Below are 16,172 nucleotides of genomic sequence, written 5' to 3'. Positions count from 1 at the left end.
AATAACTACATTCTTTTCTAATGATAGTTTTCATTTAGAGTTTTCTACTTTTTGAGACCACAACTATAAAAATCGTAATCAAAATTAGGCTGTAAATAAAGATCCAGGCAAACTGAGCGTAAACCAGTACAGGGACAGAGGTAATCTTATCTCCAACACTCATGATTTCCAGGGAGTAACGTAGAGGTGGTAGAATCCAGGTTAGTATTTTTACTTTTAGAATATCTGCTTTCGCCACTGCAAGAGCCAAGGAAACAACCAATATACTAATAACACCCCACCAAGAATTTACATTACTTTTAACAAGTTCCCTCGTGAAAAATAAGGACAGTGCAATCGAAAGAATAACTAAACTAAAATGCGCCAAAAACCCGATGACAATATGGATCGTAAGAAGCCCAGGCTTAAAGACATGAAAAACGATAGGATACACCACTGCTACAATACTTAGTATCAGACCGACAAATGCACAATTAATCACGAGAGCTAGATAATATCCACTTTTATTTTTTGCATGTAAGATAGTAAGTTGTTGTAGACCTTGATCCTCTGCATGCAAAATCGTGATTGTGACCCAACCCATAATAAAAAACAACACTAATGACGTAAATGAATAGCTATCTAATATAGGATTAGGTATGAAAGTATAATTGATGATGAGAATCATGATAAAAACTGATACTGGGGGAACGTATTTGTGTGTTCGTATATAATTAGCAAATTGGTAGTGTAACAAGCCCTTCATTATTGTATTTCGACCCCTTTTTTAAAACTGTCATAAAAATCATTTTCCCCTTCTAAAGGCGCTAAAAGCTGGATTGTGGCCCCTCGATCCAGAAATTCTCTTACAATTTTATTCGTTTGTTCTTTACTTACACTCAGTTCTATCAACCTATGTCCTGAGCTGGTTTCTTTCTCTTTCTCGATGGTTACTTTCTCTCTTAACAGATTGAGTGATACGGTGTTTGACAGTTCAAAGACTATCCTGTTCATGGGCTCATCTTGTATATGTTGATTTCTAGTATAGGTGATTTGGCATTGGTGGATGACTAGGATGCGGTCTACTACCTTTTCAAGCAACCTTGTCTCATGACAGGTTAAAATAACACTAATATCCCTTTCCTTTAATGAGATTAACAGTCTCTCGAATTCTGTTTGTGCCTTTAAATCGAGACCAGAAAGCGGCTCATCCATAATTAGCAGATCAGTTTCTTCGAGCATTGCCTGCATAATAATTACCTTTTGTTTCATCCCCTTAGAAAAATGCTCTATTCGGGTGTTTTGGTTTTCTTCCATATGAAATATTTCCAACAAGCTGTTAATCCGCTTTTGCAGCCACTCTATCGGCAGACCTCTAATTTTCCCCATGTATGTCAGATACTCTCTCGGAGTAAATGGAATAACCACAGGAGTCACCTCTGGTACGTAACCAATGCGGACCGGCTCTCCATTTTGAAAAATGATTTGGCCACTATCTGGCTTCGTTAACCCTCCAATCATTTTCAATAACGTACTCTTTCCTGACCCGTTTTTTCCAACAATAGCCGTAATCTCCCTGGAAGGAATAGAAAGGGACACCCCCTCCAGTACTGAAATGTTTTTGAATTTCTTGGTTACATTCTTTAATTCTATGAAAACATCCACTTACACTCATCCTTTAACTCTAGTTAATAGTATTTGTACGTAAATCTATTTAGTAAGTTTCAATTAATTGCAATAAATTTACACTCATTTCTCTCCCCGCTAAACGCTTATAAAAAAGGTTCTTTGTCAAATAACGCTGGTGAACATTGAATTATATTAAGGCTGATTAGAATGTCAGGGAAACTGGCTTTCTAATCAGTCTTTTTTTATAGTGAATCGAATACCCTGTTTCTTTCCGTTCCAGATGGCGCTTTCCGCGGGCACGGATTCAGCCTCCTCGTCGCGAAAACCGCGCTCCTGTGGGGTCTTCAGCTCGCGCTGTTCCCGCAGGAGTCGACATCTTTTACTCCAAGAAACCTAAATTGTACTTTAAATCGGGTGAAAACTTATAACCTAAAAAGGCAGACTAGGCTACTTCTAAGTGTAGTTGTCTTAAATCAGATTCAACTGGCTTGAATTTAAAGTGATTTAGCATTCTAATATCATTAGTACTTGACAAGTGGGTTCCTTCCAAGATGATGGTTTTCGACGACTTTAATTCTACGGGGAGCTTCACTTGTTTTCTATTTAAAATAGTTAGGTGCAGTTCCATCACCTTCACCAATAATCTAGAGAAGGTGATTTTTTTCACTAACGTTATAAATTATAGAACCAAAAAAATAGACTTGTCGCAAAAGCGAACAAGTCTATTTTTAACCTAAATGGTAAATTATTTAGAAAGTATATGAATTGGATGACCCATAACGACTTCTGCCGCTTCCATAGCAATTTCACCTAATGTTGGGTGAGCATGAATAGTCATTGCAATATCTTCTACAGTCATTCCTGCTTCGATAGCTAAACCAAGTTCAGCAATCATATCTGAAGCTCCTTGACCAACGATTTGAGCTCCAAGTAATAAACCATCTTCTTTACGAGAAACTAGTTTAACGAAACCTTCAGTAGCATTCAATGCTAGTGCGCGACCGTTAGCTCCGAATGGGAATTTCCCAGCAGCAACGTCATACCCTTGCTCTTTTGCTTGTGCTTCATTAAGACCAACAGTAGCCATCTCTGGATCAGTAAAGCAAACAGCAGGAATTGCTAAGTAATCCACAACAGATGTTTGACCAGCGATTGCTTCTGCAGCTACTTTCCCTTCGTAAGATGCTTTATGAGCAAGTTGAGGACCAGCAACAATGTCACCAATAGCATAGATATTAGAAATGTTTGTACGACACTGTTTGTCTACTTCTAATAATCCACGCTCAGCGAATTTAAGACCAATTTCTTCTAGACCCATCTCATCCGTATTAGGACGACGACCTACAGTAACTAAAACATAGTCAGCTTCAACTTTTTTCTCTTCTCCACCAACTTCATAAGTTACTACTACGCCATTGTCCGACTCTTCTACACCTTTAGCAGATGCTTTAACTGCTATCTCAACGCCTTTTTTCTTCAAGCCTTTTTTAACAATTGTTGTCATTTGTTTTTCGAAACCAGCTAGAATATCATCGCCACCTTCAACAATTGTAACTTTTGAACCTAAGTTAGCAAAAGCAGAACCAAGTTCAGTACCGATATATCCACCACCAATTACAACTAAGTTCTCTGGAATCTCAGGTAGACTTAATGCACTAGTAGAGTTTAATACACGTTTAGAGTATTTAAAAGTTGGAATTTCTACAGGGCGTGACCCTGTTGCGATAATTGCATTTTTAAATGTATATGTTTGCGCTGATTTTTCATCCATTACACGAACAGTGTTAGCATCAACGAAATATGCTTCGCCCATAACTACTTCTACGTTGTTTCCTTTTAACAATCCAGAAACACCGCTAGTTAATTTTTTAACTACACTGTCTTTGAAAGCTTGTGATTTAGAAAAATCGATTTTTACATCTGTAGCTGTAATTCCCATATCATCAGCGTGTTTTGCTTGTTCAAAACGGTGACCAACAGAGATTAACGCTTTAGAAGGAATACATCCTACGTTTAAGCAAACTCCTCCGATATGTTCTTTTTCCACAACTACAACTTTTTGTCCTGTTTGTGCTGCGCGAATAGCTGCAACATATCCTCCAGGGCCTGAACCTATTACAAGTGTATCTGTTTCGATTGGGAAATCTCCTACTACCATTTTTTACGCCTCCATTAATAATAGTTCTGGACTGCTAAGCAAACGTTTCATATGATTCAAAGCGTGCTGTGCAGTCGCACCATCGATCATTCGATGGTCAAAGCTCAATGATAATGCTAACACAGGTGCAGCCACAATTTCACTATTTTTTATTACAGGTTTCTCCGAAATTCGACCAATCCCCAAAATAGCAACCTCTGGATGATTGATAACTGGAGTGAACCATTGTCCGCCCGCTGATCCAATATTAGTAATAGAACAAGATGCACCTTTCATTTCAGCTGCAGCAAGTTTACCATCACGTGCTTTTCCAGCAAGTGCATTAATTTCATCTGATATTGCAAAAACAGATTTGCGATCCGCATTTTTGATAACTGGAACTAACAAACCTTTATCAGTATCTGCTGCGATACCAATATTGAAGTAATGTTTTTGGATAACCTCGTTTGTATCGTCATCATAAGATGTGTTTAACGCTGGGAATTCTCTTAGTGTACTTACAAGTGCTTTCACTACATATGGTAAATATGTTAACTTGATATTTTTTTCAGCTGCAATTTCTTTGAACTTTTTACGGTGTGCAACAAGTTCAGTTACATCTACTTCATCCATCAATGTAACATGTGGAGCAGTATGTTTGGAATGTACCATTGCTTTTGCTATTGCTTTACGCATTGGTGAAAGCTTTTCTCTAGTTTCAGGGAATTCTCCTTCAAATGAAACTGGAGCTGAAGTTTGAGCTGTTTGTTTAACTTCTGCATCCGTAGATGTCTCAGCTTTTTCTTCCACTGCTGAAGGCTGATCTCCGGATAAGTAGGCTTCAATATCTTCTTTTAAGACACGACCATTTTTACCTGAACCAGTCACTTCCGAAATGCTAACATCTTTTTCACGCGCAAACTTGCGAACAGAAGGCATAGCAATTACACGTGTATCGCCTTTTGGTTGCTCCTTAGGTGCTGTGTTAGTGTTTTCTGTAGAAGCTTCTTTTTTGTTCGGAGTCTCTACTTTTTCTTTGTCTACTACTTGACCATCTTCTGCAGTTGCTTGAACTTGTGCTTCAGTTTTTTCTTCTGCTTTGTCCTCATCACTATGATCGCCTTTAAATTTAAGGTCTTCATAACCAGGTGCATCAAGCTTAACTAGTATATCTCCAACAATAGCTACTGTCCCTTCACTTACCAGAACTTCCGTAACTTTCCCTTTTACAGGAGAAGGAATCTCAACAACTGCCTTATCATTTTGTACTTCACATAAAATATCGTCTTCTTGTACCTCATCGCCTGCTTTTACAAACCACTTAACAATTTCACCTTCATGTATACCTTCACCTATATCTGGTAATCGAAATTCAAATGACAATGTATTCACCCTTTCTATAACAGATTTTGTATTAGAATGTTAAAACTTTTTTAGCTGTTTCTACTATATCCTTAGAACTTGGTAACCAAACCGTTTCTGCTTGAGAGAACGGGAAAACAGTATCAGGAGCAGTTACACGTAATACAGGTGCTTCTAAGCTTAAAATTGCACGTTCTGTAATTTCTGCTACAACGTTAGCTGCAATACCAGCTTGCTTTTGCGCTTCTTGAACAACCATTGCGCGACTTGTTTTTTCTACAGAAGCAATAATTGTTTCAATATCTAATGGCTGCACAGTACGTAAATCGATTACTTCTACAGAATGTCCTTCTTTTTCAAGTTCTTCTGCAGCTTTTAAGCTTTCATGTACCATCGCACCATATGCAATAATAGTTAAATCTGATCCTTCACGTTTTACATCAGCTTTCCCAAGAGGAATTGTATATTCTTCTTCAGGAACTTCGCCACGGAAAGAACGATATAATTTCATATGCTCCAAATAAATTACTGGATCATTATCGCGAATTGCTGAGATTAGCAATCCTTTTGCATCGTATGGAGTGGAAGGAATAACAACTTTCACACCAGGTGTTGAAGTCATAAGAAGTTCTAAGCTATCTGCGTGCATTTCCGGTGTATGTACACCACCACCGAATGGAGAACGGATAGTTACTGGTGCATTAAAAGCTCCTCCAGTACGGAAACGCATGCGAGCTAGCTGACCAGCTATAGAATCCATGACCTCAAAAACAAAGCCAAAAAATTGGATTTCTGGAACAGAACGGTACCCTTGTAGTGAAAGACCTACTGCAAGACCACCAATACCTGATTCTGCAAGAGGTGTATCAAACACACGATCTTCTCCAAATTCTTTTTGTAATCCTTCTGTTGCACGGAAAACTCCACCGTTAACGCCTACGTCTTCACCGAAGACTAAAACGTTTTCATCATTTTTAAGCTCAGTACGGAGTGCGTCCGTAATTGCTTGAATCATCGTCATTTGTGCCATCGGTTACTTCGACTCCTTCTCTGTGTAGTAAGCTAATTGCTCATCTAAGTTATATGGATTTTCTTCATACATAATATTAATCAAATCAGTTACCTTTTGTTTAGGTGCTGCATCTGCTTTTTTAACTGCTTCTTTAATTTCTTCTTTAGCTTTTTCAATTACTTCTGCTTCTTTTTCTTCACTCCAAATACCTTTTGTTTCTAAGTATTTACGGAAACGAACTAATGGATCTTTCTTTTCCCACTCAGAATCAGTTTCTGAAGTACGATAACGAGTCGGATCATCTCCTGCCATCGTGTGAGGACCGTAACGGTAACACATAGTTTCAATTAGTGTTGGTCCTTCTCCATTAATTGCACGTTCTCTAGCGTCTTTTGTTACCGCATAAACAGCTAAAGGATCCATACCATCAACAAGTACACTAGGAATACCAGCAGCAATACCTTTTTGAGCTATTGTTTTTGCCGATGTTTGTAGTTCACGAGGTGTAGAAATCGCGTATTGATTGTTCTGTACGATAAACACTGCTGGTACTCGGAAAGCTCCAGCAAAGTTAATACCTTCATAGAAATCACCTTGCGATGATCCACCATCACCAGTATAAGTAATCGTAATCGCTTTTTTACCACGTTTTTGCATACCAAGCGCTACACCTGCTGCTTGGATAAATTGTGCACCAATAATGATTTGAGGTGGGAAAACATTTACACCTTCAGGAATTTGGTTCCCCATAAAATGCCCACGCGAGAATAGAAATGCTTGCCATAATGGTAAGCCATGCCAAACAATTTGAGGTACATCACGGTAACCTGGTAGAATAAAATCCTCTTTTTCAAGCGCATACTGAGATGCTAGTTGAGAAGCTTCTTGACCTGCCGTTGGAGCGTAAAAGCCTAAACGTCCTTGTCTGTTTAAAGAAATAGAACGCTGATCTAAAATACGTGTATAAACCATACGGCTCATCAACTCTACTAATTCCTCATTTGATAAGTTAGGATTTGCTTGTTCGTTCACAATTTCCCCGTCTTCATTTAAAATTTGAAACATTTCAAACTTATCTTCAATTTCGTGAAGCGTTTTCATAGGGTCTAACTGCGCTTGTTTGTTTGCAGCCATTATTACATCTCTCCTTTTCTTCTGTATTAAAATTTTCATCTAAATATAGTAGTACAACAATATTTCATTATTAGTATACTCAAGAATAAATCTTGGGTCAATCATATGAAATAAACGAATTTAATTGTCGGAATATTGTAATATTAACAATCTGTATCACTCTCGAATTATGTCTGTACTATATCAGATTACTATAATTATATAAAAAAGCAGCTCTACGTTGAGCTGCTTTTTTATTTTGCATCTTTCTGTAACGAAGTTAACACTTCTTCTTTAACCTCATTTACCCTGATAGTTGCATCATTAAACTTCTGGACAGATTGTTGAACTAATTCGTTATGCAAATTTACTTCCTTAACTTGTTCTTGTATTGTAGTTACATCCGCAGATTCATCAACTAACATTTTGTATAATTCCTGCTGCATATTAGCCAGTTCATTATAGTTAGTCGTAACTTCTTCATACGCTTTAATACGCTCATTCAAAGAAGTCTCTATTTCTTTTAGACTTTCTTTTTCGGAAGCTTCTTTCGTTTCAGAAACAAGTGAACTTATTTGTTTGATACTTTCAGAAGTTGATTTTATTGAGGCAGCTTCCTTTTCAACTAAAGCTAATCTAGTTTTTAATAGAGTTGCAGTATCTTCTACCATTGTCGTAAGTTCTTCTTTTTGATCTTTTGTCAGTTCCATCATCTGTTGAAAGTTTGCTTGTTCTTTTGACTCTGTATCCGCTAATTCTTCTTGTACATCTCTATAATCGGCTTCCAGATCATAAATTTCTGATAAGATGGTTGATAGCTTTTGTTCTGTCGAATCACCAAAATTACAGCCAGCAAGAAGTAATATAATGCTGCAGATGAGTATATATTTGCTTATTTTCATCAATGAACCCCCTATACCCATTCAACTATAATTGTAATAACTATTAATTTCAACTGACAAAAAGGCTGTTTTTGTTTAGTATATGGTCAAATTTCGCTATAATAGATATATGAACATTGAAAGGACGATTAAAATGATTTTAATGAATAATATTGTCAGAGATGGTCATCCATCTTTACGAAAAAAAACTGAGGAAATAACTTTCCCATTATCAGAAGAAGATTTAACTCTAGCAAATGAGCTATTGGAATATGTTATTAACAGTCAAGATGATGAAATGGTAGAGAAATATAAAATACGACCAGGAATTGGTATTGCAGCTCCACAGGTAAATGCTAACAAAAGAATGTTTGCTCTTCATTTAGAAGATGAAAACAATGAAGAGGTTAGTTTTGTGGCAGTAAATCCTAAAATAATTAGTCATTCTGTTGAAAAAACGTATATTTCTGCTGGAGAGGGTTGCTTGTCTGTTGATGAAGTAATTGAAGGATATGTCCCAAGATATGCGCGCATTACTGCAACAGGATTTTACCCAGACGGGACTCCTTTCAAAAAACGTTTAAAAGGACTAGCAGCTATAGCTTTTCAGCATGAACTAGATCATTTAAATGGCATCATGTTTTATGATCATATAAATAAAGAGAATCCATACGCTCCTATTCCGGATTCTGTTCCATATGAACGAAAATAAACCAATACATAAAACGCCAGTCCTATAAGTGTAGAACTGGCGTTTTTGTATTGAATTGGAGTTTCTAGTCGCGGTTTATATTTTTTATATTGCGATTCTTCACTCTGACCTTGCGATTTCCATTGATAAACTCATTTTTCCAAATCAATCAGTCTCGGCATGGCAGATAATGCACCAGATTTAGTTGCACAGATCCCACCTAATTTATTGCCAAACGAAACATACTTGACCCAGTCATCTATTGATGATGGGTACCCTTCCAAATAAATCTTAGAGAGAATACCTGCGACAAAAGCATCTCCAGCTCCGGTTGTATCTATGGGAATTACTTTTTCTACTGAAACATGCTCGACTTCCCCATTAATCACTGCATAGGTTCCTTCAGCACCGATCGTAATCAATACTGCGTCAATATTATAAGGCTTTAACTGTGCGATTCCATCTTCTATTGTTGTCGTATTAGTTAAAAAGAATAGTTCTTCCTCGGTTAACTTTAATATATTTACAAAATCAAAAAAAGAACAAATAGTTTCTTTACAAATCTCTTCACTCTTCCAACGTAACGGTCTAATATTAGCATCGAAGGAGATAAGAACATTCGATTTGTTCATACTCTCAACAATTTTTCTCGTGGTCATAAGAGCAGTTGGATGAAATAGAGTTCCTGAACAGAAATGAAATACTGATGTCTGATCAATTGCCTCGCTTTTAATAGAGGAAAAGTCCACTTGGATATCAGGTGTCTCATCTACATAACGTTCGAAATGACGTTCATTATTTTCCAACAGGTGAACATAAACTCCACTTACCTCTTTTTCCGGAACAATTTGTGAAAAAGATAAATCTACACCTTCAGCCATTAATTCATTTCTTACAAATTCAGAGGTTTCATTTTCCCCAGTAACGGTTATAAACGAGGAAGCTGCTCCGAGACGAGCAACACCTGCAGCAACATTAACAGTAGCTCCACCTAAAAACTTTGAAAATCGACTATTACTCTGGTCTTCTGCAATATAGTCGACAAATGCATCCCCAAATATGAGGACAAACTTCTTGGACATCAAACAAACTCCTTTAGATTAAACTTAATTTTTTCATTGCATTAGTTAGTCCGCTCTCTGATACATGATCCGTAACAAAAGTGGCGTGTTCTTTTAACTCTTCTACACAGTTCCCCATAGCGACACTTGTCCCAGCAAATTGAAGCATTTCAATATCATTTAAGCCGTCTCCAAATGCAACTGCATCTTCCGGTCCTCTTCCAATATGCTTTAGTAAAAGATCCATCCCTTTTGCTTTTGAAACACCCTTAGGAAGAACATCACAAGAAACACGATGCCACCGGACGAATTTCAAATTAGGAAAAGCTTCTTCATATTCTTTTTGCTCTTCAAAACTGCAAAAGATTAGTGCCTGATGAATATCATTGGTTAAAAAGAAATCTTCTGCATAACGTGGCAAGTCTACCTTCAATGTAAAAATACTATCAAATACATCGGGATGGTCTTTGAAGTTAGAAACCATCTCATCACTATCCATATAAACCAATGGTTGATTCCTAGCATTTGCAAAGTCCGTCAAACGCGTCAGCTCTTCCTCTGCAAGAATTCCTTTATGTAGCACCTTTCCTCTAAACTGAACAATTTGTCCATTATAGCAAACAAATGAATCTATTTTTAATCGATCTAATACAGTTTTAGCAGTAAAAGGGGAACGTCCAGTGGAAATAACAATTTCATGTCCGTTATCTCTGGCTTTTTGAAGGGCTTCATCCACACCATTTGGAATATTTTTGTCGTGATCTAAAATAGTTCCATCAATATCAAAAAATAAAATTTTGTTTTTCATAATAATTTCTCCATTCTCAAATACAAATTATTTGACTTTTCCGTCTAAATCCTTTACACATCTATCCCTACAGTATATAATACTCTATAAGGAGTGAATAGCCATGTTGAAACGCCTGAAAAGGAAATTGTTGAGACGGCTCGGTGGAATGCTCAGAAACAAAACGATTGCATAAAAATGAAACTTCAGTCTGTCGGGTGGCATCCCCGCTGATTGTTAGTTGAATCATTCGGGCGTTTACGGGTAGTTAATCTCTCAATTACGCTTCAGTCCATGGACAAAGCGCAAAAGGGGAAGTTATACTGCCCGTTAACGCGGGATAAATACTTTTGCCCTCTAAATTGGAGGGCTTTTCTTTATTTTAAATAAGTGTCGTGATAATATAAAGAGAATTGATTTATTTTGAACGTGAAAAAGGAGAGTATAAAATGATTTTTAAAGTTTATTATCAAGAGAATGCACTAGAAGTACCAGTTCGCGAAAACACACAATGTTTATATGTAGAGGCAGAAAATGAGCGCGAAGTTCGTGCACTTTTAATAGACCGCAAATACAATATCGAATTAATTCAGTTGCTTGAAGGTAATCATTTAGAGTACGAACAAGCAAGCGAGAATTACAAAGTAGAGAAGATTTAATATATGAAATTTGTAAAAAATGACCAAACTGCGGTTTTCGCCCTCGGCGGACTAGGCGAAATCGGCAAAAACACATATGGCGTTCAATTTCAAGATGAAATTATTTTAATCGATGCTGGTATTAAGTTTCCAGAGGATGACTTACTAGGCATAGATTATGTAATTCCTGATTACACTTATTTAGTGAAAAATGTCGATAAGATTAAAGGTTTATTTATTACACATGGTCATGAAGATCATATTGGTGGTATTCCTTATCTTTTAAAACAACTTAATGTACCAGTTTACGGAGGAAAGCTAGCGCTTGGTTTATTACGAAATAAATTAGAAGAGCACGGCTTACTACGTCAAACAAAAATGATTGTTATTCAAGAAGAAGATATTATTAAATTTAGAAAAACTTCAGTAAGTTTCTATCGTACAACACATAGTATTCCTGATGCTTTTGGGATTGTTGTCAAAACTCCACCAGGTAATATTGTACATACTGGTGACTTTAAGTTTGACTTTACACCTGTAGGTGAACCTGCGAACTTGACGAAAATGGCAGAAATTGGTCGTGATGGTGTTTTATGCTTACTATCGGATAGTACAAATGCCGAAATTCCGAACTTTACAATGTCTGAACGTAAAGTTGGAGAAAGCATGGATTCTATCTTCCGAAAAGTAGATGGTCGTATAATCTTCGCTACTTTTGCTTCTAATATTCATAGACTTCAACAAGTAACAGATGCAGCAGTTCTTCATGGTCGTAAAATTGCTGTATTTGGTCGAAGCATGGATAATGCTATGACAATCGGTCGTGAACTTGGCTATATTACTGCTCCAAAAGAAACTTTTGTGGATGCGAGTGCATTGAATCGATTACCGGCGAATGAAGTATTGATCCTTTGTACAGGTAGTCAAGGGGAACCGATGGCTGCATTATCACGTATTGCCAATGGTACACACCGACAAATTCAGATTCAACCTGGAGATACAGTAGTATTTTCTTCTTCTCCAATCCCAGGAAATAGAGCGAGTGTCAATCGTACGATTAACTTGCTATTCCGCGCAGGAGCTGAAGTAATCCACGGATCATTAAACAATATTCATACTTCCGGTCATGGTTCGCAAGAAGAGAATAAACTTATGCTTCGCCTTATGAAGCCAAAGTTCTTTATGCCGATCCACGGAGAATATCGTATGTTGAAAATTCATACTGAGTTAGCCGTAGACTGTGATGTAGATCCGGATAATACATTCATTATGGAAAACGGCGAAGTACTAGCCTTAAGTGCCAATGAAGCACATGTTGCTGGACGCATCCCTTCTGGTGATATATATATTGATGGAAGTGGTATTGGTGATATAGGTAATATTGTTCTACGTGATCGCCGTGTCTTGTCAGAAGAAGGATTAGTTATTGTTGTCGTAAGTGCTGATATGGAAAAGAAAAAAATTGTATCCGGTCCTGATATTATTTCTCGTGGATTCGTTTATATGCGTGAATCAGGAACAATGATCAATGAGGCTCAACAAATGTTGAACAAGCATTTACGATATACTATTCAAAGTAAAGATACAGAGTGGTCCGAATTGAAAAATGAAATTACGGATGTACTAAGTCCGTATTTATATGAGAAGACGAAACGACGTCCAATGATACTTCCAATCATTATGGAAGTGTAAAATAATCCCCTCAGAATCCATGGATTCTGAGGGGATTTTATTAAGAATATAAAAATGAGCGCTTACTCTCTTTAATTAAGATAGAAAAGTATATAAAAATGTCACATGAACTCTTGGTTGGTGCAAAACATGAGGTCGAAGCCATGTCCACAGAAAGTGTCCACTCTTCACCCAATCAACGACATAGCTCGGTTTCTGATCAGAGAGGACCGGGCGTCTTTAGCCCTGTTTTTCTTATGACAAAATATAAAGAGATTTCTTTTACTTTGCTTAGTTGTACAATCCCGTCTTCCTGAATATCATACAAAGATATCATTACTTTGGGGGACTCAATTATGAATTCTATCTTTGCTTATGTTTTTTTAGGTGTTTCCTTAGCAGCTCCAGTAGGACCAGTCAATGCTGCACAATTAAATACAGGTATTAAAAACGGTTTTTTCCACGCATGGATTTTTGGATTTGGGGCGTTATTAGCAGATATTTTGTATATGGTATTGGTCTATTTCGGTGTTGGTCAATTTATTGATTCTCCATATATCAAAATATTGCTTTGGTCTTTTGGCTGTTTTGTACTAACTTATACTGGAATAGAAAGTATATTCTCTCTACATAAAATAAAGTTAAACTTTCGCAAAGAGAAAAAGATTAGACTAAGACAATCATTATCGTCTGGATTCCTTCTATCTCTGTTAAATCCATTAACAATCCTTTTTTGGTTAGGTATATTTGGCTCTGTTCTAGCAGAAGCTTCTCAAAAACTTACGGAAAGTCAACTTTTTTTATACAGCTTTGCAATTATTGCAGGAATAATATTATGGGATACTTTTATGGCCTTCCTATCAAGTGGGGCACGTAAATTCCTATCGAATAAGTTTTTAATCATAATCTCCATCATCTCATCTCTTTCAATGCTTGGTTTTGGGATATACTTTGGAATCCAAGCTTACCAGCTACTTTTTTAAATCTCATCTTCTTTCCATCTCTTGCGTAAAAATAACACTATGATGGCAATAACTGATAGAAATCCTAGACTGATAAAAAAACCTGGTCTACTAGTTGTATGGAAGAGTGCACCACTAACAGCTGCTGATACAAGAATAATTCCTATTATTCTTTTTATCTTATCTGCTTTTGTTGCTTCAACTAGCCTTTGGTACATAGATAAGATAAACAGCCAATTATAAAGCAACATCAAGGCGGCTGCTGTAGTTATATACTGATAGACTTTTTCTGGTAATAATAAAGAAGTTACTATTGAAAGAATAAGACCTACTGAAGTTAGTGCTATTGCTGGTAACGGCATCTTAAACTTTTTTTTCGTTTGCTTGCTAAATATTGCAGGTGCATCACCCTCTTCAGATAAGGTTGTAAGAATAGTCGTAACTGAAAAAAGGGATGCAGACATAGTTGAAAAACCGGCAATGATAATTGCAGCTGTAAACACATGAGGGAAAAAGTCTAGGTTAAAACCAGATAAAGCTGTAACAAATGGACTCTTGTCTTCCTTAAACTTTGTATAAGGCATTAATAATAATGCCAAAGTAAGAGATGTAATATATATTATACCAAGTAAGCCTAGCATGACTTTACCAGACTTCGGAGCATCTTCTTTCTTTTTCAAATGAATTGCCATAACTCCCATTACTTCAATTCCACCATGGGCATAAAAAGCAAATAAAAGTGCACTCCAAAAGCCTAAAAATCCTTTCGGGAAAAAACCCTCTAAATTACTAGGAACATCTCCCTTTGGACTGCCGTCTAGTACCCCTGTTAATGCCAAAATGGCAATGACGATAAACATAAAAATAGCAGCAATTTTCATTACTGCGAAAACACTTTCCAATTTCCCAAACGCTTTTGCTCCAATAAATAGTACAAGTAATCCACAAATTGCGTAAATTAAAGCAAATATCCATAAAGCTACCTTCGGAAACCAAAGCTTAGTCAAAAGAGAAATTGCTGTCAATTGACTGCCAATGATTAAAATTTCAGAACACCAGTAAACCCACCCACTACTAAAGCCCGCCCATCGCCCATAAGCTTTTTTAGCATATGTCCTAAATGATCCTTTTTGTGGATCATTTGCAGACATTTTAGCAAGTGCTTCGAACACTATATAAGTAGCACAGGCGGCCATAATAAAAGCCAATATTACGGAGGGGCCAGTCATTTGAATCGCTATGCTAGATGCTAAGAAAAATCCTGTCCCTATTATACATCCTACCCCAATAAGAGATAACTGCCACCAGGTTAGATGGGCCTCTTCTTTATTGTTAACTTGTTTTTTGGGCATGTTGCACCTCCTCGTAAACTTAGTCTTTCACGAGGAATTATAATTATGTGTCCAGATAACTGTAAAAGTATGGTTACTATTAGTTTAGATTTCTTTCCACTTAGCCATCCATGCAGCATAAAATAGTGCTGAACTACAGAGAATTTAAATGGTTAGAAGAGTCAATACTGGTTGTTCAATGAAAAGAGGCTATTCATGACCATAGTCACAAACAACCTCTTAAGAATACTGTTTTTTATGATAATACTTTTTTTTCAAAACGAATAATATCTACATCTGCTCCAATAATGATTAAAATATCATTAAGTATTAGTTTTTCATCCGCCTGTGGAGAAACAATGATATTTTTCCCACGTTTGACTGCCACAATATTAATACCATATCTTGCTCGGATATCTAAATCAATAAGCGATTTACTCGCTATTTTCTCATTCACGATTATTTCCATAATAGAATGTTCATCGGAAAGCTCTAAGTAATCCAACACATTATTGGACAAGATATTATTAGCAATACGAATACCCATATCTCTCTCAGGATGTACTACTTGGTCTGCACCGATTTTCCGTAGCACTTTTTCATGATAGTCATTTTGTGCTTTAGCAGTGATTTTTTTAACACCAATCTCTTTTAGCATTAAGGTAGTGAGAATACTCGATTGAATATCATCACCAATTGCAACTATAACATGCTCGAAGTTTCGGATTCCAAGTGATTTAAGCACAGCTTCATCTGTTGTATCAGCTACTACTGCTTGCGTAGCGATAGTCGCATACTCATCTACTCGCTCGGATGCTATATCAATTGCCATAACATCCGCTCCTTGATCAATAAGTTCTCTAACAATACTACCGCCGAATCTCCCCAAACCGACTACAACAAATTCTTTGTGCATTT

The 16,172-nt window shown here is 36.8% G+C and carries 15 protein-coding genes; 4 read left to right on the top strand and 11 right to left on the bottom strand.

From position 1 onward, the window contains the following. Positions 1-34: 34 nt before the first annotated feature. The 7 genes from MKY60_RS05860 to MKY60_RS05830 form a co-directional block, all read right to left on the bottom strand. Entirely contained in the window at positions 35-745 is a 711-nt protein-coding gene (locus MKY60_RS05860) for an ABC transporter permease (protein WP_340929035.1), read from the bottom strand. Then, positions 745-1,644 (bottom strand): ABC transporter ATP-binding protein, encoded by a 900-nt coding sequence (locus MKY60_RS05855; RefSeq protein WP_340929033.1) that lies wholly within the window; start codon positions 1,642-1,644, stop codon positions 745-747. The genes MKY60_RS05860 and MKY60_RS05855 overlap by 1 nt, the downstream gene beginning before the upstream one ends. 709 nt (positions 1,645-2,353) lie before the next feature. Next, a complete protein-coding gene (gene lpdA, locus MKY60_RS05850) occupies positions 2,354-3,766 on the bottom strand; it encodes a dihydrolipoyl dehydrogenase (protein ID WP_090563005.1) in 1,413 nt (470 codons plus the stop codon). Positions 3,767-3,769: 3 nt separating this feature from the next. Further along, on the bottom strand, positions 3,770-5,128 hold the full coding sequence (locus MKY60_RS05845) for a dihydrolipoamide acetyltransferase family protein (protein ID WP_241596125.1): 1,359 nt from the start codon (positions 5,126-5,128) through the stop codon (positions 3,770-3,772). Between the two features lie 31 nt (positions 5,129-5,159). Beyond that, on the bottom strand, positions 5,160-6,137 hold the full coding sequence (locus MKY60_RS05840) for an alpha-ketoacid dehydrogenase subunit beta (protein WP_090563011.1): 978 nt from the start codon (positions 6,135-6,137) through the stop codon (positions 5,160-5,162). 3 nt (positions 6,138-6,140) lie between these two features. Then, positions 6,141-7,253, bottom strand: coding sequence for a pyruvate dehydrogenase (acetyl-transferring) E1 component subunit alpha (pdhA, locus tag MKY60_RS05835; protein ID WP_093494357.1), 1,113 nt, complete (start codon positions 7,251-7,253; stop codon positions 6,141-6,143). A 233-nt stretch (positions 7,254-7,486) separates the two neighbouring features. Further along, a complete protein-coding gene (locus MKY60_RS05830; protein WP_269915651.1) occupies positions 7,487-8,134 on the bottom strand; it encodes a YkyA family protein in 648 nt (215 codons plus the stop codon). Positions 8,135-8,267: 133 nt separating this feature from the next. Between MKY60_RS05830 and def the strand changes: the two genes are divergently transcribed. Then, positions 8,268-8,825 (top strand): peptide deformylase, encoded by a 558-nt coding sequence (gene def, locus MKY60_RS05825; protein WP_090563020.1) that lies wholly within the window; start codon positions 8,268-8,270, stop codon positions 8,823-8,825. A gap of 131 nt (positions 8,826-8,956) precedes the next feature. Here def and MKY60_RS05820 read toward each other — a convergent pair whose 3' ends face one another. Both MKY60_RS05820 and MKY60_RS05815 read right to left on the bottom strand, forming a co-directional pair. Further along, complete coding sequence (locus tag MKY60_RS05820; protein ID WP_093494355.1) at positions 8,957-9,886, bottom strand: carbohydrate kinase family protein; 930 nt, start codon at positions 9,884-9,886, stop codon at positions 8,957-8,959. A 13-nt stretch (positions 9,887-9,899) separates the two neighbouring features. Beyond that, positions 9,900-10,673, bottom strand: coding sequence for a Cof-type HAD-IIB family hydrolase (locus tag MKY60_RS05815; RefSeq protein WP_340929031.1), 774 nt, complete (start codon positions 10,671-10,673; stop codon positions 9,900-9,902). 428 nt (positions 10,674-11,101) lie between these two features. Here MKY60_RS05815 and MKY60_RS05810 point away from each other — a divergent pair, with 428 nt between their 5' ends. The 3 genes from MKY60_RS05810 to MKY60_RS05800 all read left to right on the top strand — a co-directional run bounded on the left by MKY60_RS05810 (position 11,102) and on the right by MKY60_RS05800 (position 13,944). After that, positions 11,102-11,311 (top strand): DNA-dependent RNA polymerase subunit epsilon, encoded by a 210-nt coding sequence (locus MKY60_RS05810; RefSeq protein WP_090563028.1) that lies wholly within the window; start codon positions 11,102-11,104, stop codon positions 11,309-11,311. Between the two features lie 3 nt (positions 11,312-11,314). After that, entirely contained in the window at positions 11,315-12,982 is a 1,668-nt protein-coding gene (gene rnjA / locus MKY60_RS05805) for a ribonuclease J1 (protein ID WP_093494353.1), read from the top strand. A 335-nt stretch (positions 12,983-13,317) separates the two neighbouring features. Next, positions 13,318-13,944, top strand: a complete 627-nt coding sequence (locus MKY60_RS05800; protein ID WP_340929029.1) for a LysE family transporter — start codon at positions 13,318-13,320, stop codon at positions 13,942-13,944. Here the strand turns inward: MKY60_RS05800 and MKY60_RS05795 are convergent. Next, positions 13,941-15,275 carry an amino acid permease gene (locus tag MKY60_RS05795; RefSeq protein WP_340929028.1) on the bottom strand — a complete coding sequence of 445 codons (1,335 nt, stop codon included), beginning with the start codon at positions 15,273-15,275 and terminating at the stop codon, positions 13,941-13,943. The two genes, MKY60_RS05800 and MKY60_RS05795, sit on opposite strands and share 4 nt — an antisense overlap. Before the next feature lie 235 nt (positions 15,276-15,510). Then, positions 15,511-16,170, bottom strand: a complete 660-nt coding sequence (locus MKY60_RS05790) for a potassium channel family protein (protein WP_093494350.1) — start codon at positions 16,168-16,170, stop codon at positions 15,511-15,513. Between the last annotated feature and the right edge of the window lie 2 nt (positions 16,171-16,172).

This window comes from Psychrobacillus sp. FSL K6-1415, from assembly GCF_038003185.1.
Classification (GTDB): Bacteria; Bacillota; Bacilli; order Bacillales_A; family Planococcaceae; genus Psychrobacillus; species Psychrobacillus psychrodurans.
This window is presented reverse-complemented; position numbering and strand designations above follow the sequence as displayed.